At 64.4% G+C, this 21635-nt stretch carries 19 protein-coding genes; 12 read left to right on the top strand and 7 right to left on the bottom strand.

The window, feature by feature from the left end:
* The 7 genes from IF803_RS31970 (at window position 1) to IF803_RS31940 (ending at window position 8432) form a co-directional block, all read left to right on the top strand.
* Window positions 1-2388, top strand: a complete 2388-nt coding sequence (locus IF803_RS31970) for an aldehyde dehydrogenase family protein (RefSeq protein WP_461194813.1) — start codon at window positions 1-3, stop codon at window positions 2386-2388.
* Between the two features lie 80 nt (window positions 2389-2468).
* Window positions 2469-2924: an RbsD/FucU family protein gene (locus IF803_RS31965; protein ID WP_461194812.1), complete on the top strand. Its 456-nt coding sequence runs from the start codon at window positions 2469-2471 to the stop codon at window positions 2922-2924.
* 4 nt (window positions 2925-2928) lie between these two features.
* Window positions 2929-3852: a ribokinase gene (locus IF803_RS31960; RefSeq protein WP_461194811.1), complete on the top strand. Its 924-nt coding sequence runs from the start codon at window positions 2929-2931 to the stop codon at window positions 3850-3852.
* 7 nt (window positions 3853-3859) lie between these two features.
* Entirely contained in the window at window positions 3860-4735 is an 876-nt protein-coding gene (locus tag IF803_RS31955) for a carbohydrate ABC transporter permease (RefSeq protein WP_028337040.1), read from the top strand.
* On the top strand, window positions 4732-5769 hold the full coding sequence (locus tag IF803_RS31950) for a carbohydrate ABC transporter permease (protein ID WP_461194809.1): 1038 nt from the start codon (window positions 4732-4734) through the stop codon (window positions 5767-5769). The genes IF803_RS31955 and IF803_RS31950 overlap by 4 nt, the downstream gene beginning before the upstream one ends.
* 48 nt (window positions 5770-5817) lie before the next feature.
* Window positions 5818-7257, top strand: a complete 1440-nt coding sequence (locus IF803_RS31945; protein ID WP_233475792.1) for an extracellular solute-binding protein — start codon at window positions 5818-5820, stop codon at window positions 7255-7257.
* An 83-nt stretch (window positions 7258-7340) separates the two neighbouring features.
* Complete coding sequence (locus IF803_RS31940; protein WP_461194808.1) at window positions 7341-8432, top strand: ABC transporter ATP-binding protein; 1092 nt, start codon at window positions 7341-7343, stop codon at window positions 8430-8432.
* Window positions 8433-8463: 31 nt separating this feature from the next.
* Here IF803_RS31940 and IF803_RS31935 read toward each other — a convergent pair whose 3' ends face one another.
* Window positions 8464-9462 (bottom strand): helix-turn-helix transcriptional regulator, encoded by a 999-nt coding sequence (locus IF803_RS31935; protein ID WP_461194806.1) that lies wholly within the window; start codon window positions 9460-9462, stop codon window positions 8464-8466.
* Window positions 9463-9723: 261 nt separating this feature from the next.
* Window positions 9724-9846, bottom strand: a complete 123-nt coding sequence (locus IF803_RS31930; protein ID WP_461194805.1) for a hypothetical protein — start codon at window positions 9844-9846, stop codon at window positions 9724-9726.
* Between the two features lie 157 nt (window positions 9847-10003).
* Here IF803_RS31930 and IF803_RS31925 point away from each other — a divergent pair, with 157 nt between their 5' ends.
* The 3 genes from IF803_RS31925 (at window position 10004) to serA (ending at window position 12425) form a co-directional block, all read left to right on the top strand.
* Complete coding sequence (locus tag IF803_RS31925; RefSeq protein ID WP_244435956.1) at window positions 10004-10300, top strand: hypothetical protein; 297 nt, start codon at window positions 10004-10006, stop codon at window positions 10298-10300.
* 155 nt (window positions 10301-10455) lie between these two features.
* The gene (locus tag IF803_RS31920) at window positions 10456-10824 is read left to right on the top strand and encodes a BA14K family protein (protein ID WP_028339617.1); all 369 of its coding nucleotides are present in this window, start codon (window positions 10456-10458) and stop codon (window positions 10822-10824) included.
* 347 nt (window positions 10825-11171) lie between these two features.
* On the top strand, window positions 11172-12425 hold the full coding sequence (serA, locus tag IF803_RS31915; RefSeq protein WP_461194804.1) for a phosphoglycerate dehydrogenase: 1254 nt from the start codon (window positions 11172-11174) through the stop codon (window positions 12423-12425).
* 9 nt (window positions 12426-12434) lie between these two features.
* Here serA and IF803_RS31910 read toward each other — a convergent pair whose 3' ends face one another.
* On the bottom strand, window positions 12435-13868 hold the full coding sequence (locus tag IF803_RS31910; RefSeq protein ID WP_038387438.1) for a helix-turn-helix domain-containing protein: 1434 nt from the start codon (window positions 13866-13868) through the stop codon (window positions 12435-12437).
* A 145-nt stretch (window positions 13869-14013) separates the two neighbouring features.
* Here IF803_RS31910 and IF803_RS31905 point away from each other — a divergent pair, with 145 nt between their 5' ends.
* Both IF803_RS31905 and IF803_RS31900 read left to right on the top strand, forming a co-directional pair.
* On the top strand, window positions 14014-15651 hold the full coding sequence (locus IF803_RS31905; protein WP_461194803.1) for an isocitrate lyase: 1638 nt from the start codon (window positions 14014-14016) through the stop codon (window positions 15649-15651).
* A gap of 221 nt (window positions 15652-15872) precedes the next feature.
* Window positions 15873-16400, top strand: coding sequence for a DUF4269 domain-containing protein (locus IF803_RS31900; protein ID WP_461194802.1), 528 nt, complete (start codon window positions 15873-15875; stop codon window positions 16398-16400).
* 23 nt (window positions 16401-16423) lie between these two features.
* On the opposite strand, the gene IF803_RS31895 is transcribed toward IF803_RS31900, so the two are convergent.
* The 4 genes from IF803_RS31895 to IF803_RS31880 all read right to left on the bottom strand — a co-directional run bounded on the left by IF803_RS31895 (window position 16424) and on the right by IF803_RS31880 (window position 21630).
* Window positions 16424-17650, bottom strand: a complete 1227-nt coding sequence (locus tag IF803_RS31895; protein ID WP_461194801.1) for a PepSY-associated TM helix domain-containing protein — start codon at window positions 17648-17650, stop codon at window positions 16424-16426.
* Complete coding sequence (locus IF803_RS31890) at window positions 17650-19983, bottom strand: TonB-dependent siderophore receptor (RefSeq protein WP_461194823.1); 2334 nt, start codon at window positions 19981-19983, stop codon at window positions 17650-17652. Before IF803_RS31890 ends, IF803_RS31895 begins: the two co-directional genes overlap by 1 nt.
* Window positions 19984-20262: 279 nt before the next feature.
* Window positions 20263-20496 carry a hypothetical protein gene (locus IF803_RS31885; RefSeq protein ID WP_028339610.1) on the bottom strand — a complete coding sequence of 78 codons (234 nt, stop codon included), beginning with the start codon at window positions 20494-20496 and terminating at the stop codon, window positions 20263-20265.
* Window positions 20497-20703: 207 nt separating this feature from the next.
* Window positions 20704-21630 carry an acyl-CoA thioesterase gene (locus IF803_RS31880; protein WP_051447766.1) on the bottom strand — a complete coding sequence of 309 codons (927 nt, stop codon included), beginning with the start codon at window positions 21628-21630 and terminating at the stop codon, window positions 20704-20706.
* Window positions 21631-21635: the final 5 nt, after the last annotated feature.

Genomic DNA, 21635 nt, shown 5'->3' with positions numbered 1-21635 from the left:
ATGAGCGTCGCAAACTATTTCGAGACCATGGAGTACGGCCCCGCGCCCGAGGCGGACGGCGAGGCACGCGCCTGGCTGGCGCGGCATGGCGCCATGTTCGGGCATTTCATCGCCGGCAGGTTCACGGCGCCGCATGCCGGCAAACACCTCAACACGACCGAGCCGGCCACGGGCAAGACACTGGCGCGCATCGCGCAGGGCGCCGCCGTTGATGTCGAGGCGGCGGTCAACGCCGCGCGCACCGCGCAGACAGCGTGGGCCAAGCTCGGCGGTCACGGCCGCGCGCGTCATCTCTATGCGTTGGCGCGCATGCTGCAGCGGCACGCCCGGCTGTTCGCGGTGCTGGAGGCGATCGACAACGGCAAGCCGATCCGGGAAACCCGCGATCTCGACGTGCCGCTCGCTGCGCGCCATTTCCTCTATCACGCCGGCTGGGCGCAGCTGCAGGAGCGCGAATTCGCCGATCAGGTGCCGGTTGGCGTGATCGGGCAGATCATTCCGTGGAATTTTCCGCTGCTGATGCTGGCGTGGAAGATCGCGCCGGCGCTCGCCGCGGGCAATACGGTGGTACTGAAGCCGGCGGAGTTCACCTCGCTCACGGCGCTGCTGTTCGCCGAGCTTTCGGCCGAGGCCGGCCTGCCGCCGGGCGTGTTGAACGTCGTGACCGGCGACGGTGCCACCGGCGCGCTGCTGGTCGAATGTCCCGGCGTCGACAAGATCGCGTTCACCGGGTCGACCGAGGTCGGGCGGCTGATCCGCCAGTCGACCGCAGGCACCGGCACGTCCCTCACGCTGGAACTCGGCGGCAAGTCGCCGTTCATCGTGTTCGACGATGCCGATATCGACGGCGCGGTGGAAGGCGTAGTCGATGCGATCTGGTTCAACCAGGGTCAGGTCTGCTGCGCCGGCTCGCGACTGCTGCTGCAGGAGGGGATCGCGGACACTTTCCGCAGGCGCCTGATCCGCCGCATGGAGACGCTTCGCGTCGGCATGCCGCTCGACAAGGCGATCGACATGGGCGCGGTGGTCGCGCCGGTGCAACTCGAACGGATCAAGTTGCTGGTCGAGACCGGGGTGAAGGAAGGCGCCGAGAAATATCAGGCGTCCGGTGCGATCCCGGCGGAAGGATGTTTCTATCCGCCGACCTTGCTCTGGAACGTGCATCCGTCCTCGACGGTTGCGACCGAAGAGATCTTCGGCCCTGTCCTGGTGGCGATGACGTTCCGCACCCCCGACGAGGCCGTGATGCTCGCCAACAACACGCGCTACGGCCTTGCCGCCAGCGTGTGGAGCGAGACGATCGGTCTGGCGCTCGATATCGCGCCGAAGCTCTTGGCCGGCGTGGTCTGGGTCAACGCCACCAATCTGTTCGACGCCAGTGTCGGCTTCGGCGGCTATCGCGAGTCCGGCTTCGGCCGCGAGGGCGGCCGTGAAGGCATGTGCGAGTATCTCAAGCCGAAGGCCTGGAGCGGGCGCAAGGCGCGGGCCAAGGCACCGCCGCTGCCGTCGGCTTCCGGCGCCAGTGCCGGATTCGATGTGCCGCCGATCGATCGGACGGCAAAACTGTTCGTCGGCGGCAAGCAGGTGCGCCCGGACGGCAATTATTCGCGTCCGGTGCTGTCGCCGAAGGGCCGGCGCCTGGGCGAGGCAGGCGAGGGCAATCGCAAGGATATCCGCAATGCGGTGGCCGCGGCGCGCTCCGCCGAGTCCTGGGCGCGGGCGACGGCGCATAATCGCGCCCAGATCCTCTATTACCTTGCCGAGAATCTTTCCGCGCGCGGCGACGAGTTCGCCCGGCGCATCGCCGACATGACCGGTGTGTCGGCTGCGAAGGCGCGCACGGAAGTCGATGCGAGCATCGAGCGGTTGTTCAGCTATGGCGCCTGGGCCGACAAATTCGAAGGATCCATCCACGCGCCGCCGCTGCGCGGCGTGGCGCTCGCGATGCATGAGCCGATCGGCGTGGTCGGCGTCGCCTGTCCCGACGAGGCGCCGCTGCTTGCCTTCATCAGCTTGGTGGCGCCGCTGATTGCGATGGGCAACCGGGTCGTCGCCGTGCCCAGCGAGCGGCACCCGCTCGCCGCGACCGATTTCTATCAGGTGCTGGAGACCTCGGACGTGCCGGGCGGTGTGGTCAACATCGTCACCGGCGATCACAGCGAATTGGTCAAGGTGCTTGCCGAGCATGACGATGTCGATGCGCTCTGGGCGTTCGGATCGCAGGACGCCTCGGTGACGGCCGAGCGGCACTCGATCGGCAATCTCAAGCGCACGCTGGTCGATCATGGCCTCGCGCTCGATTGGTACGACAAGGCCGCGAGCGAGGGCCCGATCCTGCTTCGCCACGCGGTGCAGGTGAAGAACATCTGGATTCCGTACGGTGACTAGCGACGTCACCTTGCGGTGATATCGATGGGGGTTCGGACCGTCAGAGTCCGGCGAATTTGAAGACGAGGGAGGGACGCAACATGCTCAAGGGCATCAATCCACTGCTCAATGCCGACGTGCTCTATGCCCTGCGGGCGTTGGGACACGGTGATCGCCTGGTGATGTGCGACACCAATTTTCCGGCCGACTCGATCGCGCGCCAGAGCGTGCTCGGCAGGCTGCTGCGCATCGACAATGTGAGTGCCGCCCAGGCGGTCGAAGCCGTTCTTTCGGTGATGCCGCTCGATACGTTTGTCGACGATGCCGCGATCCGCATGGAGATCGTCGGCCAGCCTCAGGAAGTGCCACCGGTGCAGCGCGAGGTGCAGGCCGCGATCGATCGCGCGGAGGGACGGTCCTGGCCGCTGGTCGGCGTCGAGCGCCACGCCTTCTACGAGAAGGCCAAGACGGCCTATTGCGTGATCGCGACGGGCGAGCGGCGATTCTACGGCTGCTTCCTGTTCAGCAAGGGCGTGATCGGGCCGGACGGGGAGTGACGAGATGAGCAAGAGTGGCGTCGCCGTCCTCGGTGTCTTCGTCGTAGACCTCGCGTTCCGCGCCGGCAACATGCCGGCCATCGGCGAGACCATCGCCGGATCGGGATTCGCGATGGGCCCCGGCGGCAAGGGATCCAACCAGGCTGTCGCGGCCGCGCGGGCCGGCGCCGGCGTGAGCTTCATATCGCGGATCGGCAGCGACGCCTTCGGCGAGCTTGCGATTAAGACCTGGGAGGCCGAGGGAATCCGGCCGCGCGTGGCCAGGACGGCGGAGGCGCCGACCGGAGCGGCGTTCATCTATGTCCACGAGACGCGCGGCGACAACGCCATCATCGTGGTGCCGGGTGCAGCGGGTGGTATCGGTCCGACCGATGTCGACGCGGTGGCTGATGCGATCCGCGACTCCAGCGTGTTCGTGACGCAGCTCGAGCAGCCCGTCGATGCGGCGCGGCGCGGGCTCGAGATCGCGCGCGCCGCCGGCAGCATCACGGTGTTCAATCCGGCGCCGGCGATCCAATTCGACGATGGCCTGTTTGCGCTGTGCGATTATGTCGTTCCCAACGAGACCGAGGCCGAAGCGCTCACAGGCATCGCGGTGGGCGACCTCGCCGGTGCTCGCCGCGCCGGCGACGCCCTGTTGGCCAAAGGCGCCGGGACGGCGCTGATCACCCTCGGCGAGCGCGGCGCGTTATTCCATGCGCGGGATCGCTCGCTGCACGTGCCGCCCTTCGCGGCCGGCAAAGTCGTCGAAACCACCGGCGCGGGCGATGCCTTCGTCGGCGGCTTCGCGGCGGCACTCGCCGACGGCGTCGATCCGCTCGAGGCTGCGCGGTTCGGTTCGGCCACGGCGGGAATCTCGGTGACCCGGCCGGGCACCGCGCCCGCGATGCCGCGGCGCGCGGAGATCGAGGCGCTGCTGAGGGGATGATGCTGCGATGATGCGGAATGATCCGATCAAGCATGTTTTCATCTGGCCGGCGGTGCTCGTCGTGCTGGCGATCTCGATCTTTCCGCTGATCTATTCGCTGACCACGAGCTTCCTCAGCTACCGCCTGATTCCGCCGATCCCGCCGCGCGTGGTCTGGCTCGGCAATTATGCGACGTTGTTGCAGGAGCCGCGGTTCTGGAATGCGCTCTTCACCACGACGCTGATTGCGCTGATCGCGGTCGGGCTGCAATACGCGATCGGATTCGGCGTCGCGCTGGCGCTGAACGCGCGTGTGCCAGGCGAGCGGCTATTCCGCGTCGCCCTGCTGCTGCCGATGCTGTTGGCGCCGGTCGCGGTCGCGCTGGTGGCGCGCATGATCTTCAACCCGACGATGGGACCGCTCAACCAATTCCTGTCGAAGTTCGGCCTGGTCAACCTGCCGTTCCTGACCAATGGACATTGGGCGCTCGCCTGTATCATCGCGGTCGAGGTCTGGCAGTGGACCCCGTTCATCATCCTGATGATGCTGGCCGGGCTGCAAACGCTTCCCGAAGATGTCTACGAGGCCGCCGAGCTCGAGAATGCCAGCGCCTGGCAGCAGTTCTGGGGCATCACCTTTCCGATGATGCTGCCGATCTCGGCCGCCGTCGTCTTCATCCGCCTGATCGAGAGCTACAAGATCATGGACACAGTGTTCGTGATGACGGGCGGCGGGCCGGGCGTGGACACCGAGACGCTGACGCTGTTCGCCTATCAGGAAGGCTTCAAGAAGTTCAATCTCGGCTACACATCGGCGCTCAGCTTCCTGTTCCTGATTGCGATCACGATCATCGGCGTGACTTACCTGGCGCTGCTGCGGCCGCATCTGGAGAAGCGCCGATGAGCGGGCAGGGCTTGACGGGACTGTCGCCATGGAGCCGCCGCCTGGTCGCAGTCGGCGTTCTCGTCTGGTGCCTGATCACGGTGTTTCCGCTCTATTGGGTGATGGTGACCGCCTTCAAGACGCCGCCCGGCGTCGTCGGCGGACCGACCTATCTGCCGTTCATCGACTTCACGCCGACCTTGCAGCCCTTCATCGATCTCTATCAGGGCATCCGCGGCGAGTTCTTCCGGACCTTCCTGAACTCGACCATCGTTGGCCTGTCCGCGGCGGCCATCGCCACGGCGATCGGCGCGATGGCGGCCTATGCGCTGGTGCGGTTCGAATTCAAGGTCCGCTTCGGCGCGGGCCTCGTGTTCTTCCTGCTCGCGCTCGGCGGCTACCTGCTGTTCAACACGACGTTCGGGTTCACCCGCCCGCAAGCCCTGTTGCTGGCCTTTCCGATCGCGCTGATCGTGGCCGTCGCCGCCAACCGCCTGCCGTTGCCGGGACCGATCCTCGGCAATGAGGACATCCTGTTCTGGTTCGTCAGCCAGCGCATGTTCCCGCCTATCGTCACGGCCTTCGCGCTGTATCTGCTCTACAGCGAGATCGGCCGGCTCGGCTTCCAGCTGATCGACAGCTTCGTCGGCCTGACGCTGTGCTACGTCGCCTTCTCGCTGCCGATCGTCGTCTGGCTGATGCGCGACTTCTTCGAGGCTGTGCCGATCGAGGTCGAGGAGGCGGCGATGGTCGACAATGTGCCGAGCTGGCGCATCTTCCTCGGCATCGTGGTGCCGATGTCGATGAACGGACTGCTGGCGACGTTCATGATCACGCTGGCCTTCGTCTGGAACGAGTTTCTGTTCGCGCTGTTCCTGACCAATTCCAGATGGCAGACGCTGCCGATCCTGGTGGCCGGACAGAACAGCCAGCGCGGCGACGAATGGTGGGCGATATCGGCTGCGGCGCTCGTCGCCATCGTTCCCATGATGATCATGGCGGGCCTGCTCAGCCGGATGATGCGGTCGGGCCTGCTGCTCGGGGCCATCAAATAGCAAAAACCTTGTAGGGAGGACTAGACGATGTTGCGACGGACGTTCCTGATGCTGACCACCTCGCTCGCGATGGCTTGTGCCGCGAGCCAGGCGAATGCTGCCTGCAGTCCGGACTATACCGGCGTCACCCTGACGGTGGCGTCGCAGACCGGGCCGTATATCGCCTCCGCGCTCAAGCTCGGCGCGGACGAATGGGCCAAGAAGACCTGCGGCAAGGTCAATGTCGTCGAATTCCCGTGGTCCGAGCTCTATCCGAAGATCGCGACATCGCTGACGGCGTCGGACGCGACCTTCGACCTCGTCAGCTTCGCGCCGGCCTGGCTGCCTGATTTCGTGCCCTATCTCAGCGAGATGCCGAAGGAGATGCAGTCCGGCAAGGACTGGGACGATATCGAACCGGCCTATCGCGAACGGCTGATGGTGTGGGAAGGCAAGATCTACTCGCAGTCGATGGATGGTGACGTCCACACCTATACCTACCGCACCGACCTGTTCAGCGATCCCAAGGAGAAGGACGCGTTCAAGGCCAAATACGGCTACGACCTCGCGCCGCCGAAGACCTGGAAGCAGTATCTCGACATTGCCGAGTTCTTCCAGCGGCCCGACAAGGGGCTGTGGGGAACGGCGGAAGCCTTCCGCCGCGGCGGTCAGCAATTTTGGTTCTTCTTCAGCCATGCGGCGGCCTACACCAACAATCCGAACTATCCTGGCGCGATGTTCTTCGACCCCGAGACGATGGACGCGCAGATCAACAACCCGGGATGGGTGAAGGGGCTCGAGGAATACATCAGAGCATCGAAGCTCGGGCCGCCCAACGCGCTGAATTTCTCGTTCGGTGAGGTGAACGCGGCCGTGGCCGGCGGCCAGGTTGCGGAATCGATCGGCTGGGGCGACACCGGCGTCATCGCCGCCGACCCGAAGCAGTCGAAGATCTCGGGCAAGGTCGGTTCGGCGATGCTGCCCGGTTCGGACGAGATCTGGAACGCCAAGACCAAGAAGTGGGACAAGTTCCCGAGCGTGCTTCCGGGCCCGTTCATGGCATTCGGCGGCTGGCAGATCGCGGTGCCGAAGGCCGGCAAGAACCAGAAGGCGGCGTGGGATTTCGTCAAGACACTGACAAGTCCTGAAGTGTCGGGCCAGGCGGCGATCACCGGCGGCAGCGGCGTCAATCCCTATCGCAAATCGCACACAGCCAATCTGCAACTGTGGAGCAAGATCTTCTCGCCGGAAGAGGCCAAGGAATATCTCGGCGCGCAATCGGACTCCATCAATGCCAAGAACGTCGCGCTCGACATGCGCCTGCCCGGCTACTTCTCTTATACCGAGGTGGTGGAGATCGAGCTCGGCAAGGCGCTGGCCGGCCAGACCACGCCGCAGGCGGCGCTCGACGCGATGGCCAAGGAGTGGAATCGGCTGACCGACGAGTTCGGCCGGGCCAAGCAGCTCGCGGCCTATCGCGCGGCGATGGGCCTTCCGCCGAAGAACTAGCTTTCCAGTGAGAGGTCCCGGATGATGCGCGAGCATCGTCCGGGACTTGACTTGCCGTCGACGAAGGGGCGGAAAAGGATTCCATGGCGCACGTCGAGATCGAGAACGTCAGCAAGGCATACGGGCCCTACAAGATCATTGAAGGGCTCGACCTCAACGTGGCCGACGAGGAGTTTGTCGTGCTTGTCGGCCCGTCCGGCTGCGGCAAGACGACGACGTTGCGCATGATCGCGGGACTGGAGGCGGTGACGAGCGGAACTATCCGCATCGGCAATCGCGACGTGACGCAATTGCGTCCCGGCTTGCGCAATTGCGCGATGGTGTTCCAGAACTACGCGCTCTACCCGCATATGACGGTCGCAGAGAACATCGGCTACGGCATGAAGGTGCGGGGCGAATCGCGCGCCAGCATCGAGAAGGCCGTCAATGACGTGGCGCGCGTGCTTGACCTCGAACAATATCTGCAGCGCCGGCCCAAGCAGCTCTCGGGCGGGCAGCGCCAGCGCGTGGCGATCGGCCGTGCCATTGTGCGCAGCCCGGATGTATTTCTGTTCGACGAGCCATTGTCCAATCTCGACGCCAAGCTCCGCATCGAGATGCGGACCGAGATCAAGGCGCTGCACCGCCGTCTCGCCAAGACGATCGTCTATGTCACGCACGACCAGGTCGAAGCCATGACCATGGCCGACCGCGTCGTGGTGATGAACCGCGGCCGCATCGAACAGGCGGCCGATCCGATCACGATCTACGAGAAGCCCAGCAATCTCTTCGTCGCCGGCTTCATGGGCGCGCCCAGCATGAATTTCATCGATGGCAAGATCGTTACCCGCGACGGCGCGCTCACCTTCACCGAGTCGTCGGGCACGGCGTTGAGAGTGCCGAAGTCACGCGAGGCGGCCTATGCAGGCATCGTCGGCAAGCCCGTGGTGCTCGGCGTCAGGCCCGACCATGTGTTGCGGCAAGACGCGCCGGCGGGCTCTTCCGTCCGCATCCTTGTGAAAGACGTCGAGCCGCTCGGGCCGCACACGCTGGTGATCGGGACCGTCGGCCCATTCGCGTTCACGGCGCAAATGCCGGTCGGCGTCGCCGCGGAACCGGATCATGTCATCGACGTCGCGCTCGATCTTGAGCGAACGCACTTGTTCGACAAGGCGTCTGGGACGGCTATTTGCTGATCCACCGCAGCCTGGCTCGACAACCGCCTGCCTAGCTTAAGAAACCTCGCGCGCGCCGGACCGTATCGGACGGATACAGGCCGAATGCCGAGCGGTACACCGCAGCGAAACGGCCCATATGCGTAAAACCCCACTTCAGGGCAACTTCGCTGATCGGAAGCATGTTCTCCGGTCGCGACAGCTCATCGTGGATTGCCTCCAGCCGAATTTGCCGCAAATAGGCGACCGGCGTCGTGCCGTGGATTTTGCGAAAGCCCAATTGCAGCAACCGGCTGCTGACCCCAACCGTTGCGGCAATATCCGATATCGTCAGCGGCAGATGCGGATTGGCCCGCATATACTCGACCGCACGCCGAATGTAGCGCGGCGGCGTATCCAGCGGGTGGCGGCTCAACCGGTCGGTCAACCGATGGGGAACGTTCTCAAGGATGAGCTGTATCGCTGCTTCCGATAGCAGCGCGCTGGCCTTCGGAGAGCGTACCAGGATCCCGTCATACAAACCGGTGGTACTCGTGCGGACAAGCTGAAGAAGGGTCTGTCCAATGCCGGTCGACAAGTCGACGATCGGCGTCAGATTGAGATCTTCCAGCGCCGTGCTCCCGAACGTCGCAGACAGCACCTTTGTAACTACGCCCGTATGCAAGGTGAGCGTGACGCTTGAGTATCGTCCATCGACCGCTTCGACCCGCTGTGCCTGCATCGTCGGAAGGGGCACGATGGCGATCTCGGAGGGGGTCCGCCGGATGCTCTTTCCTGCAATGAGCATTTCGGCCTGGCCGGCATTCAGCAGGCTTATCGCGAGCTCTCCGGCAGAATTCTCGTATGAATAGCGCCAATCCCAACCGGCCGACAGATCGGCCCGTACGACGTCAATTTCCGCGCCGATGGCTATATCCGCATGCCAGCGAAACGATTCGTCAGATCGCGGCGAGGAATGCGCATTGATCCCGTGGGGGTGGAGCAATTCAAGGAGTTCTTCAAACGAAGATCCCGATCGCGCGGGAGGTGCAGCGAGTACGTCTTCGACCATCAAATCCCAACCATCGGATGATTGCTGTTTCGCGGATTGCCCGATCCATCAGACCGGCTTTCCGCTGTTCAGCGGGCGTCCGCCCGCACGCATAGACCGCATCACCACACTAGCACAGCTTTGGTGATTTCAGGTCGCGTGCCCTTTCTCACAATTTCTTCAATATCCGAATAGCGAACAGAATATCCAGATCGCGCAATCGAGCCGCGAAAGCTAGCATTTGATCTAATCCGCTCGCCTGCATCGAGCGAACGTTCCGATTCAATCCGCCGCGCCGACGTCCGAGAGCACCAGCGGATGCACAGCATTCGCGATCGACTGTCCTAGCCACAATCCGAACGCCTCCATCCGGAATGCGACGTCGTCCATGGACTCGTAGCCCATTTGGCCTAAATCGTCACGACCAACTCAAACGGGTTATGAAAGCATGCTTACAAGGATTACTTGCGTACTCGCGCTTACAGTTCTTTCGTCCCTGCCTGCGCTGGCCGATGGTTGCGCAGATCACGTCCAGAGCACCGGCGTTCCCATGGTAACGGGCATGACGCACAAGACCTGGATGATCTTCCCGTCGGTCAATCCCGGTGCCGCCCTCGACAAGGTGTCCCGCGCCGTTCTGGCGGAGGGTTTTGTCGGCGTAAACGTCGACAAGAAACTCGGCACGCTGACCACCCAGCAGGAGACCACCGGATCCGGCCGCCCACAAACGTTGCAGGTCGTCGTCCGCAAGGACGGCAAGGGTAGCCGCGTCGATGCGACCTTCAGCTTGCCGCCGGGACAGTTGGCTCCAGGTGTCGGCGATAACCTCTGCCGCGTCGTGAACGCAGCCGGCCAATGAACGCCGCCCATCGGTGAAGCAGGCTGACGCGCGAATTGTAACCGGCCGCGCGTGTCCGGGTGTCGTCCGGTCCGGGACCAGGCGAGCCCATCCATGTCGAGGGAATCAGGACGCAGGTGCCGGCCTGCGCCCACAGCAATGAAGCAGGAGATCTGATGCGTAGGGCTCGCTTTGCGAAGGTTGTTTTGATGGCCGCCACCGGTGCCATGGTGTTTTCGGCCTCCGCCATTTCGGCTCCGTTGCAACACGGTGCCGGCGTTGCGGCGGCAGTGCCGTCGTTGACCGAGAAGGTCTGGTGCCGTTACGGGCAGTGCTATGACAATGGCGGCGGCGCTGCCGTCGGTGGACTGGTCGGTGGCCTCATCGGCGGCGTCATCGCGGCCGGCGCAGCCAACGCGGCCGCGCAGCAGGAAGCTGCCGCCGCCCAGCAGCACGCGGCGTCCTGCGCCCAGCGCTATCGCTCGTACGATGCGGCGTCGAATACGTTCCAGGCAAAGGACGGCCGACGGTATCCCTGCCAGTGAGACTGCAGCAGGCTTGCGGCACCGGAACGGGGAAGTGAAACCGCCGCTCCAGGCGATAATCCTCGGCGCCGAGCTGAGCACGAATGGAGCTCCGGCCAGTGAGCCGGAGCAGGCGTTCGAGCGCCCCAGGAGCCGCAACGTGGCTTCTGGCGGCGAATTGGCCAGGACCTTTGACTGAACGGGTTCCCGCGCTGCGCCTGGATGCGCGGATCGAGGGATTTTGTCGGGAATCGCAGAGCGGGCGGCCCACGGCGGCTTCTGACGCGATCGTTTTCTATGCTATCACGCGATCCGTCGAAACTGCGCTCGTGGCAGGATCTGCCCGAACCTTACGAATCCGGATCTCGATGATGCTGTCGCTTCCCAAGACCAAAATACGCGTGCTGCTGCTGGAGGGCGTGAACGAATCCGCGGCCCGGATGTTCGAGGCGAACGGCTATACCGAGCTGCAACGCCTGCCCAAGGCGCTGGGTCCGAAAGAACTCCGGCAGGCGCTGTCGGGTATCCATATGCTGGGAATTCGCTCGCGAACCCAGTTGACCGCGGACATCCTGGAGGCCGCCGACCGATTGCTCGTTGTCGGCTGCTTTTCAGTCGGCACCAATCAGGTCGATCTCGACGCCGCGCGGAAGCTGGGGATCCCCGTATTCAACGCGCCATACTCCAACACCCGCAGTGTGGCGGAGCTGACCATCGCCGAGATCGTGATGCTGTTCCGCCGGATCTTTCCGCGTTCAGTCTCCGCACATGCCGGCGGCTGGGACAAGTCCGCCGAAGGCAGCCGCGAGGTGCGCGGCAAGACGCTCGGCATCGTCGGCTACGGCAACATCGGCTCGCAGCTGTCGAACCTCGCCGAAGCCATGGGCATGCGCGTGATCTATTTTGATCAGACCGACAAGCTCCGCCATGGCAATACCGAGCCCGCCGAATCGCTCGACGCGTTGCTCGCAGTCAGCGACGTCGTATCGCTGCATGTGCCGGAGACGCCGGCCACCGCCAACATGATCGGCGCGGCCCAGCTCCAGCTGATGAAGCCTGAGGCTTATCTGATCAACAACTCGCGCGGCACCGTGGTCGATCTCGATGCGCTGGCGAGCGCCCTGCGTGAGGGCCGGCTGGCGGGTGCCGCGGTCGACGTGTTTCCGGTTGAGCCGGTGTCGAACGAGGCGCGCTTTGTCTCGCCGCTGCAAGGTTTCCCTAACGTCATCCTCACGCCGCACGTCGGCGGTTCGACGGAAGAGGCGCAAGATCGCATCGGCGGCGAGGTCGCACGCAAGCTGATCGATTATTCCGATGTCGGGTCGACCTTCGGCGCGGTCAATTTTCCGCAGGTGCAATTGCCGGCGCGACCGACCGGCACCCGTTTCATCCATGTTCATCGCAACGTTCCCGGCGTCATGCGCCAGGTCAACGACGCGGTCTCCCGGCACGGGATCAACATCCTGGCGCAATATCTGCAGACCGATCCGGAAGTCGGCTATGTCGTGCTCGAGACCGACGTGGTCGGCGGCGAGGGCGAGGGGCTGCTGGCCGATTTGAAAGCCATTGACGGCACGATCCGCGTGCGGGTGCTGTATGACGCGAACCGGCCGCAGGGGTGATCGACTTCGTCAATCCGCCGAGAAGCCGAACGGCACGCTCGAGGTCCTGAAATCGTCCGGAAGAATCTCGCGTCCGATCGGCGGTGCCGATCGCGCTGCGCATCTTGGCCGATGACAGACCCGGCATGCGACGCCGATCGGCGTCGGCTCGTCGGCATTCGGTCCCTGTCCGTCGCGCGTGTAGATCAACTGGCCCGCATGTTCGGCGGCGCAGCCGATCGCGATCGCCCGCTCGACGCGGATGGCGCCGAACGCGCCGCCGCCGGCGGTCACGGTGCGGGCGATCGAAAAGAACCGCTGTCCATCGGGCAGTTCCAGCCATTGCGTGACGATCTGGCGCGGCGTCTTGAAGATATCGTGCACTGACCACAGCGGACATGCGCCGCCGTGCTTTGCAAACGGGAAGCCGGCGCCATCAAGCAGCTTGGAAATGTTGCCGGCCGGATCGACCCGGATCAGGAAGAACGGGACCTTCTCGAGACCCGGCCGTTGCAAGGTCGTGACGCGGTGCGCGATCTGCTCGAAGCTGGTGCCGAATTGCCGCGCCAGCGCCTCCAGATCGTAGCGGCGCGCCTCGACCGCTTTCGCGAACACGGAATACGGCATGATGAGTGCGGCGGCGGCATAGGCCGCAAGCGCACGGCGGGCCAGCAGCTCGGCGCTTTTGGTCGTGAACTTGCCGGCTTCGACGGCGGCGCCGATTTCGTTTTCCAGTTCCAGATAGGCAAGTTGCTTGGCCAGCTGAAAATTCAGGCCCGCGGTATCGAGCGAGTCCTCGAGCAGCAATTGTCTGCGATGAAGGTCCAGTCGCCTGATCGAACCCAGCATGACGTTCGGCGGCAGATAGCGGACCTGGAGTTTATGCCGCTCCCGAAGCCGCTCGATAAATCCGGCCGGCCCGGCAGGTTCGTGGACGAGCCGCTCGGCGGCATCGTCGAGGCTGGCAAAATTGTTGCGGCGCGCGGCGAGAAAGCGCCGGACTTCCGCGACGGGATCGTTGGCGTCAAAGTTCTCCTGACCCGGTGAAGCGATCGCTAGGTCCGGAGCTCGTCGCTCTGCAAGCGCCAGCTGCTCTTCGCGGTAGGCGGTGTAGAGGCGCAGGAACGCCTCGGTCATTCCGGGATAGCTGACCGCGAGGTCGCTGACCTCGAGCGCGGGGATGTCGATGTCGGCAAACATCGGCTCCTTCAGGACGGACTGCATGCGGGCGGTGTGATCGGCGCCGCCGTCACCGGCGAGGTCGGCCAGATCGATCTTGTAGGTTCGGGCGAGCCGCAGCAGCATATCGGCCGTCACCGGGCGCTGATTGCGTTCCAGCAGCGCCACATAGGGGGCCGAGATTTCGAGATCGGCGGCCATGTCGGCCTGGGTCAGCCCGAGGTCGCGCCGCAGCCGGCGCAGTCGTGGACCCATGAAAACGGAACGGGCGCTTGAGGTTACCATCGCCATATCCAAAATTTGTAAGATTCTTACAACAATACATCGGTTTCTTGTAAGTTATGACAAGTTTTCCGCGACAGGTCTAGCTCCCGATGACGCCGCGCGTCACAAACGGTGCAGTTATTTCGTCACCGAAGGGATCACGGACATGAACTTCCAACCGCGCGGGATCAGCGACCGGGCCATCCAGGGACCGGCTTCGTATCAGAGCGAGATCGAGGCGGCCGAAGCGCTGCTCAAGGGCAAGGACACCTGGAACGGCGTCACCGCCGAAGCCGTGGCGCGGATGCGCCTGCAGAACCGCTTCAAGACCGGTCTGGATGTCGCCCGTTACACGGCGGCGCTGATGCGCGCCGACATGGCCGCCTATGACGCCGACAGCACCAAGTACACCCAGTCGCTCGGCTGCTGGCACGGCTTCATCGCTCAGCAGAAGCTGATCTCGGTCAAGAAGCACTTCGGCAATACCGACCGCCGCTATCTGTATCTGTCCGGCTGGATGATCGCGGCGCTGCGCTCCGAGTTCGGCCCGCTGCCGGATCAGTCGATGCACGAGAAGACCTCGGTGCCGGCCCTGATCGAGGAGCTCTACACCTTCCTGCGTCAGGCGGATTCGCGTGAGCTCAACGACATTTTCCGTGCGCTCGATGCGGCTCGCAAGGAAGGCGACAAGGCCAAGGAAAAGGCGCTGATCGAGAAGATCGACAACTTCCAGACCCACGTCGTGCCCGTCATCGCCGACATCGACGCCGGCTTCGGCAATGCCGAGGCGACCTATCTGCTTGCCAAGAAGATGATCGAGGCGGGCGCCTGCGCCCTGCAGATCGAGAACCAGGTCTCCGACGAGAAGCAGTGCGGCCACCAGGACGGCAAGGTGACCGTGCCGCACGAGGTGTTCATCGCGAAGATCCGTGCCTGCCGCCATGCGTTCCTCGAGCTCGGCGTCGAAGACGGCATCATCGTGACCCGTACCGACTCGCTCGGTGCCGGGCTGACCCAGCAGATCGCCGTGAGCCACAAGCCCGGCGACCTCGGCGATCAGTACAACAGCTTCCTCGACTGCGAGGAAGTGACGGCGGCCAATGCGCGCAACGGCGACGTCATCATCAACCAGAACGGCAAGATGATGCGTCCGAAGCGGCTGCCCAGCAACCTCTACCAGTTCCGTCCCGGCACCGGTGCGGATCGCTGCGTGCTCGACTGCATCACCTCGCTGCAGAACGGCGCCGACCTGCTGTGGATCGAGACCGAGAAGCCGCATATCGAGCAGATCGCCTCGATGGTCGATCGCATCCGCAAGGTCATTCCGAACGCGAAGCTGGCGTACAACAACTCGCCGTCGTTCAACTGGACGATCAACTTCCGTTGGCAGGTCTATGACGCGATGAAGGAAGCCGGCAAGGATGTCAGCAAGTACAACCGTGCCGAGCTGATGAAGCCGGAATACGACGAGACGCCGCTGGCGATCGAAGCCGACGAGCGCATCCGTACCTTCCAGGCGGATTCGGCCAAGCGCGCCGGCATCTTCCACCATCTGATCACGTTGCCGACCTATCACACGGCGGCGCTGTCGACCGACAATCTCGCGAAGGAGTATTTCGGCGAGCAGGCCATGCTTGGCTACGTCAAGAACGTGCAGCGCGCGGAGATCCGCCAGGGCATCGCCTGCGCCAAGCATCAGAACATGGCGGGCTCCGACATCGGCGACGATCACAAGGAGTACTTCGCCGGTGAGGCTGCCCTCAAGGCGGGCGGCGCCCACAACACGATGAACCAGTTCGGCTAATCGATCGAACGGATCATTCGACTATCGGCTGGACGGTCTGGCGCGCGAGCAGCTTGGCCTGTCCGCCGGCGGCGGGGCGATTTTCGACCACGGTGACGCGGTCGAGATCGCCCCGTGACGTTTTTGGGCCCGCTTCCCCTCAAGCCCGTCCATTGCAGAGCTTCGCGCGTTGCACGCGCGTGTGGTAATGCGTCGCTGCGATCTCGAGGGCATGCCGCGCGATGAGTGTCGGGCACTACGCATCCGCCGTCACCAGCTCCGCCGTGATGGAACTGCTGAAGCCGTTCGATCCCCGTATCGTCGGAACGCTGCCGCTCGGCCTCGCCGTGCCCGGCAGCGACATCGACATCGTCTGCCATGCGTCCGACCCGAACGCATTCGCGGACATCGTTTGGGCTCACTATCAAGCGTGCGATGATTTCGTCCTCTTCCGGTGGACCTCGGGGACGCGGCCGGTGATTGCCCGCTTTGTGTGCGACGGCTGGCCGTTCGAACTGTTCGGTGATCAGCGTCCGGTCGAGCAGCAACGAGGCTGGATCCACTTCGAGGTCGAACGGCGGCTGCTTGCACTTGATGATGGAGGGCTGCGGCGAGCCGTCAGCGAATTGAGGGCAGGCGGTTTCAAGACCGAGCCTGCGTTCGCTACCGTGCTTGGGATATCGGGCGATCCCTATCGTGGATTGCTTGAGCTCGCGACCGAAACGGACGCCGAGTTACGTGCCCGGCTCGCGGCGTGCGATTTCGGCTGAGCGCCAAAATTGATGAAACGGCTTCATTCGCCGGGAACGAGGTGGCCGACCGGCTGCCGCGCCAGCCGCCGGTGCCTGCGACGGGAAAGATAAAGCAGCAGGCCGGTCACGGCGAATAGCGGCATCATGGCGGCGGCCAGCATGAAGGCGAGCTTGCCGGGCCATCCCAGGATGGCACCGCGGTGAATGTCGAGCACGCTGGCGAGGACGCGTTCACCAAACGTCTTCTCGGCGTAGCGATCCGACGAGATGACGCGGCCGGTGAGGGCATCGATGCGGAATTCGTCACGCACGGCCTCGCGCGACGAGTCCCGCGGCCATGACCGCACGCGCACGGCCGTGCCCGCGCCGGCCGGCAGCGTCATGAGGGCCCTTCCGTAACTGTTGTTCTCCTGCTGCAGGAACGCCGACCAGACGCGATCGAAGGCAAGCGGCTTTGCCTCGGCCTTCGTTTCAGACTTCGTTTCAGTCTTGGCTTCACCCTTGCTCTCGGCAGCCGCGCCGCCGCGCGGCGGCTTGGACTGCATCGCGTTTGCCGTGGCCTGAGGCCGCGCGAACAGCCAGTTGGCGCCGGCCTTGTACCATTCGAACGAATACCACAGGCCGGTCAGCGTCATCACCAGATAGACCGGCAGCACCCAGGTCCCGATCACGGCGTGCAGCGAGCGATGCAGGCCGCGGCCGCGCAGTCCGAGACTCGGCTTCAGCCACATTTTCACGCTGCGCGCATGACGCGGCCAGCGCAGCACGAGGCCGGTGATCAGCATCACGATCAGGCAGATCGCGGCTGACCCGGTGATCTTGCGGCCGATGCCATTGCCGTCGCCCGGCAACAGCAGCCAGCGATGCAGCTTGCGGACGGTTGCGAAAAAGTCCTCGCCGCGCGGCGAGCCGAGCACGTGTCCATCATAGGGGTCGACATAGACCGAGGACGGCCGCGTGCCGCCTTCGCTGCGAGCGAAACGGATGCGGGCCGCGGCCGATGGATCGCTGACCATCGTCACGGCCGAGACCTTGCCGAAATCGCCCGCCGCCGCCAGCCGCGCGATCAACTCGTCCGGCGTGAGCCGCCGGGCCGCACTGGTCTCGACGCGCATCATCTGACTGTTCAGGCTGGCCTCGATCTCGTCCTCAAAGGCCATCGTCGCGCCGGTGAGGCCGACCACGGCCCACAGCAGCGCCAGCACAAGACCAACCAGGGAATGGACCTGCAGCAGTGCAGCCTTGATCGGGCGCCGAACGTCACTCATCAGAATTTCACCGTCGCCGAGAGCGAGAAGCGCCGCGCGTCGCCCATCGCGACCGTCAGGATGCTGTTGGCTGAAGGGTAGTAGACCGTGTCGAACAGGTTCTTGACGTTGAACTGGTAGATGACGGGGAACGACTGGACCTTGGTCTCGTAGGTCGCAAACACGTCCGCGACCGTGTAGGCCGGCAGCACGAAGCTGTTCGCGGCATCGCCGGGCCGGTCGCCGACATAGCGCGCGCCGCCGCCGAGGCGAAGCCGGCCGGGCAGGGTGGTGCCGAAATCATAGACGAGGTAGAGCGATGCGGTGTTCAGCGCGACGTTCTGCAGGGCGTTGCCGGCGAGCGTCGGATCCTCGGTCACCCGCGCATCGGTATAGCCATAGCTGCCGATCATGCTCCAGTTGTCAGTCAGCCTGCCGGTGACGTCGAGTTCGACGCCGCGCGAGCGAACCTTGCCGGCGGTGCGGTACTCGACGATACCGGTCGAGGGGTTGAGCTGCGAAACCAGAACGTTCTTCTTGTCGATGTCGTAGAGCGCAAGCGTGCCGGAGATCCGCTTGTTGAAGTCGAACTTGACGCCGGTCTCCCACTGGGTGCCCTCTTCGGGCGCGATGTTGGAGCCGATCACGACGCCGCCGGTAAGCGGCGCGATGGTCGAGGTGGGCTTCAGCGATTGCGTGTAGCTCGCATAGAGCGAGACCTGGTCGGTGAGCTTGAAGATGGCGCCGCCGAGCGGCAGCACCTTGTTGGCCGAGACATTGGTATTGGTGACGAACGGCCGGCCCTTGCCGGCGAGCTGGTCGTAATCCATGTAGCGCACGCCGCCGACCAGTGCGAAACGCTCGGTCAGATGCAGCGTGTCCTGGAAGAACAGCGACCACTGGCCGAGCTTGTCGGTCTGGGCGCTGTCGGCCGCGGACACCGTCGTCCCGGGCGTGATCAGTCCATAGACCGGATTGTAGAAGTTGAAGCTCGGGGTCGCCTGCCGGATCAGGTTGTCGCGATAGATCGTGCGGTACTGGCCGTCGCCGCCGAACAGCACTTCGTTGCGCATATCGCCGAGCCAGACATTGCCCTGCAAATAGGAGGTGCCGTAGCTGGCATTGCTGAGCGAGCCCTGGGTACCGTCATTGCTGCGGGTCTCGACGCCGGTCTTGGCGTTGACGCCGGTGATGCGGAGCTGGTTGGCGCTGAAGGTTTCGGTGTTGTAGCTGTAGGCCGCGAACAGCTTCCAGTCTTGGTTCAATCGGTGCTCGACCGACGCCTGCATCAGGTCGGAGGTGCCCCACATGTTGTTGAAGGGCTCGTCGAGCCGCCGCGTCGCGGGGATCGCCAGCGGCGCCTTGGTCGCGGAATCGAATGCGGTGCCGCGGTCGAACGGCGTGATGAATTCGCGGTGCTCATAGTTGAGCTGGACGGTGGTGTTTTCGCCGTACCAGGCCAGCGACGGTGCGACCAGCATTTCGCGATGGCGCCCGAAATTGCGCCAGTAGTCCTCGCTCACGCCATAACCGATGAAGCGATAGGCGAGTCCGCGATCGCCGATCGGGCCGGTGATGTCGATGGTGCCGTCGGCTCCGGTCCTGGAGTTGGCGTAAGTCGAGCCGAGCAGGGTCACCGAACCATGCTGATAGAGCTCGGGGCGCTTGCTGATCGTGTTGACGATACCGCCGGGATCCATGATGCCATAAAGCAGCGACGCCGGGCCCTTCAGCACCTCGACGCTTTCGACCGCGGCGTTGAGGCTGCGGCCCTGCACCAGCGGCATGCCGTTGCGCATGATCGAGCCGTCGCGGTTGTCGCCGAAGCCACGGCGCATCACCGCATCCTGGGTGCCGGCCAGCGTATTGGCCTGGGTGACGCCGCTGACATTGGCCAGCGCGTCATCGAGGTTGCGCGGCAGCTGATCCTTCAGCACTTGCTCGGGCACGACGTTGACCGTCTGCGAGGTGTCGAGCGGCGAGGCGCCGCTGCGCAGCGTGGTTGAGCTTGGCATCGCGCGATAGTGGAGCTTGGCTTCGTTGAGCACCGCGGCGGCAGCTGCCGCGCGCTCCGACGGTGTCGGCGGCGCCGGTTGGGCATTCCGGCTGCGCTGCCGTGCCGCGGCGGCCGCCTGCGTCCGCTGCGCCGGCTTTGCCGCGGCGGCCGCCGGCTTGCGCTTCTGCGTCGGCTGGTCGACCGAAACAGGCGGCAACGGGACGCTTGATTGGGCGTTTGCCGGCGTTGCCGCGGAGGCGACATCGGTGAGCAGGAATGCTGCGCCGATCAGCAGATGGGTGCGGCCCTTGTCGGCGGCATTTCGACGGTCGCCGACAACCCGGCCACCAGCATTCACAGGCACTCTTGGACTTCCGATTCACGCGCACTTGGTCACGCCGCGCCTCTAGCAGTCGGCGCGCGCGAAAAGAACCGGAGCAAACTTGAATCTCTCTAACCGGAATGGATTTGAATCGTTCTAAGACGCGACAGGGCCCGCGCGTGTGCGCGAGCCCTGAACCCCGTAACTTGCTTGTCGCGTCTGCGCGTCAAATGGCCGTGCCATCGTTGCCCGAGGCTGCAGCCGTCGTCCTGTCACATCTCAGGTGTATGGTTCGCCGTATGCCGCGCGATGTACTCACGACATCGCTAGGCTGACCGGTGCAGAGCCGACCATTCCCGTGCTGACGCCGTCGCGGGCCATCGATTCGATCGTGCCCCAGTTCTCGCGAAAGATCCGCGCCGCCTCGTTGGCGCTTTCCGCCTGGATCGTCAGACTGCACGCGCGTCTCGTGCCGTTGCTGGCGAGCTGGAAGTAGAGAACATATCCAGACGATTCCGCACTCCGTGCGGCCAGCGGTGCCTGCTGCATGTAGGTTTTCCCCAAAGTGTTTTTGTTGCGCCACCCGCAGGCAGGATTTGACAGGGATGCGGCACAGTCGTGGTCGCGATCGAGCTAAGCTGAACGTTTGTTCATTTTGTTGGCCGGTGTTGCCAGGATTCAACACCGGTGGAACTTGCTGTAGCGCGTCATTGCAACTAAGCCGCGATCGCGGCATCAGCTCAACCGTCGTGGCGTCTACGCGTCGCCCTCTGGATGGACCATCAGCGTCTCTTGGATCGCGGTGGCGAGCATCGCGCCGTCACGGTCGTGGACGCGCGCGATCGACAGCCCGCGGCCGCCATCGGCGCAGGGGCTCTCGGTTTCGACATGCATCCAGGCGTCCGGCGAAAATACGCGATGAAACCAGATGCAATGGTTGAGGCTCGATAGATAGAGCGGCGCGCGCGCCTGCAAGGCGTCGAGATGGCCGCCGATGCTGGAGAAGTTGAGCCACCAGTCCGAGAGATAGGCGAACACCGCGGCCTGTGCGCGGGAACCGGCGGTGAGCGGCTGCCTGGATCTGATCCAGAAGCGCAGACATGGCCCTGCCGTCGTGGCCGAGAGCTGGCGTTCGATCTCCGGAATACGGAAATCCATGCTGGGCTTGATGTGCTGGGAATATGGGCCGAGCGGCCGCAACTGCGCCATCAGTGCGTCGGGGATCATGCTCAGATCGGGCAGGCTTTCGGGATCCTCCGGTCGTGCGAACGGCACCGCGTGCCGCGGGCCCGGCTGCGGCGCGCAGAATGTGGCCTGCGCGCTGAGCACGGTACGCCCGTCGCCTTGCGTGCCGACGATATGGCGGGAGGAAAATCGCTTGCCGTCCTGCAGAACCTCCACGTCAAACGTGATGCGCCTGACAGGATCGGCGCCGCGCAGGAACAGGAGCTGCAGCATCGCGGCGGGACGATCTTCGGGCGCGCTGAGGGTCGCGGCCATCATCGCCTGGCCAAGGATCTGGCCGCCATAGGACCGGCCATTGAGATTGCCGTCGCCGAAGCGGCTGCGATAGCGGAGCGGGGCGATCGTCTCGAGCGAGACCAGCGCCTCGGCTGCTCGGTTGTCCCATTGATCGCACGTGGATTCGCTGGCTTCCGCGACGCGCTTGCCTTGCCCGTCCATTCCGA

The sequence above is a fragment of the Bradyrhizobium sp. UFLA06-06 genome (assembly GCF_054820065.1).
The sequence above is the reverse complement of the archived record's forward strand: the minus strand, read 5'-3'. Positions and strand labels throughout refer to the sequence as shown.

What these genes read in the sequence shown, in the direction of transcription:
- IF803_RS31970 (WP_461194813.1), top strand. Translation starts at nt 1, where the DNA reads ATGAGCGTCGCAAACTATTTCGAGACCATGGAGTACGGCCCCGCGCCC.
- IF803_RS31965 (WP_461194812.1), top strand. Translation starts at nt 2,469, where the DNA reads ATGCTCAAGGGCATCAATCCACTGCTCAATGCCGACGTGCTCTATGCC.
- IF803_RS31960 (WP_461194811.1), top strand. Translation starts at nt 2,929, where the DNA reads ATGAGCAAGAGTGGCGTCGCCGTCCTCGGTGTCTTCGTCGTAGACCTC.
- IF803_RS31955 (WP_028337040.1), top strand. Translation starts at nt 3,860, where the DNA reads ATGATGCGGAATGATCCGATCAAGCATGTTTTCATCTGGCCGGCGGTG.
- IF803_RS31950 (WP_461194809.1), top strand. Translation starts at nt 4,732, where the DNA reads ATGAGCGGGCAGGGCTTGACGGGACTGTCGCCATGGAGCCGCCGCCTG.
- IF803_RS31945 (WP_233475792.1), top strand. Translation starts at nt 5,818, where the DNA reads ATGCTGACCACCTCGCTCGCGATGGCTTGTGCCGCGAGCCAGGCGAAT.
- IF803_RS31940 (WP_461194808.1), top strand. Translation starts at nt 7,341, where the DNA reads ATGGCGCACGTCGAGATCGAGAACGTCAGCAAGGCATACGGGCCCTAC.
- IF803_RS31935 (WP_461194806.1), bottom strand. Translation starts at nt 9,462, where the DNA reads ATGGTCGAAGACGTACTCGCTGCACCTCCCGCGCGATCGGGATCTTCG.
- IF803_RS31930 (WP_461194805.1), bottom strand. Translation starts at nt 9,846, where the DNA reads ATGGGCTACGAGTCCATGGACGACGTCGCATTCCGGATGGAGGCGTTC.
- IF803_RS31925 (WP_244435956.1), top strand. Translation starts at nt 10,004, where the DNA reads ATGACGCACAAGACCTGGATGATCTTCCCGTCGGTCAATCCCGGTGCC.
- IF803_RS31920 (WP_028339617.1), top strand. Translation starts at nt 10,456, where the DNA reads ATGCGTAGGGCTCGCTTTGCGAAGGTTGTTTTGATGGCCGCCACCGGT.
- serA (WP_461194804.1), top strand. Translation starts at nt 11,172, where the DNA reads ATGATGCTGTCGCTTCCCAAGACCAAAATACGCGTGCTGCTGCTGGAG.
- IF803_RS31910 (WP_038387438.1), bottom strand. Translation starts at nt 13,868, where the DNA reads ATGGTAACCTCAAGCGCCCGTTCCGTTTTCATGGGTCCACGACTGCGC.
- IF803_RS31905 (WP_461194803.1), top strand. Translation starts at nt 14,014, where the DNA reads ATGAACTTCCAACCGCGCGGGATCAGCGACCGGGCCATCCAGGGACCG.
- IF803_RS31900 (WP_461194802.1), top strand. Translation starts at nt 15,873, where the DNA reads ATGAGTGTCGGGCACTACGCATCCGCCGTCACCAGCTCCGCCGTGATG.
- IF803_RS31895 (WP_461194801.1), bottom strand. Translation starts at nt 17,650, where the DNA reads ATGAGTGACGTTCGGCGCCCGATCAAGGCTGCACTGCTGCAGGTCCAT.
- IF803_RS31885 (WP_028339610.1), bottom strand. Translation starts at nt 20,496, where the DNA reads ATGCAGCAGGCACCGCTGGCCGCACGGAGTGCGGAATCGTCTGGATAT.
- IF803_RS31880 (WP_051447766.1), bottom strand. Translation starts at nt 21,630, where the DNA reads ATGGACGGGCAAGGCAAGCGCGTCGCGGAAGCCAGCGAATCCACGTGC.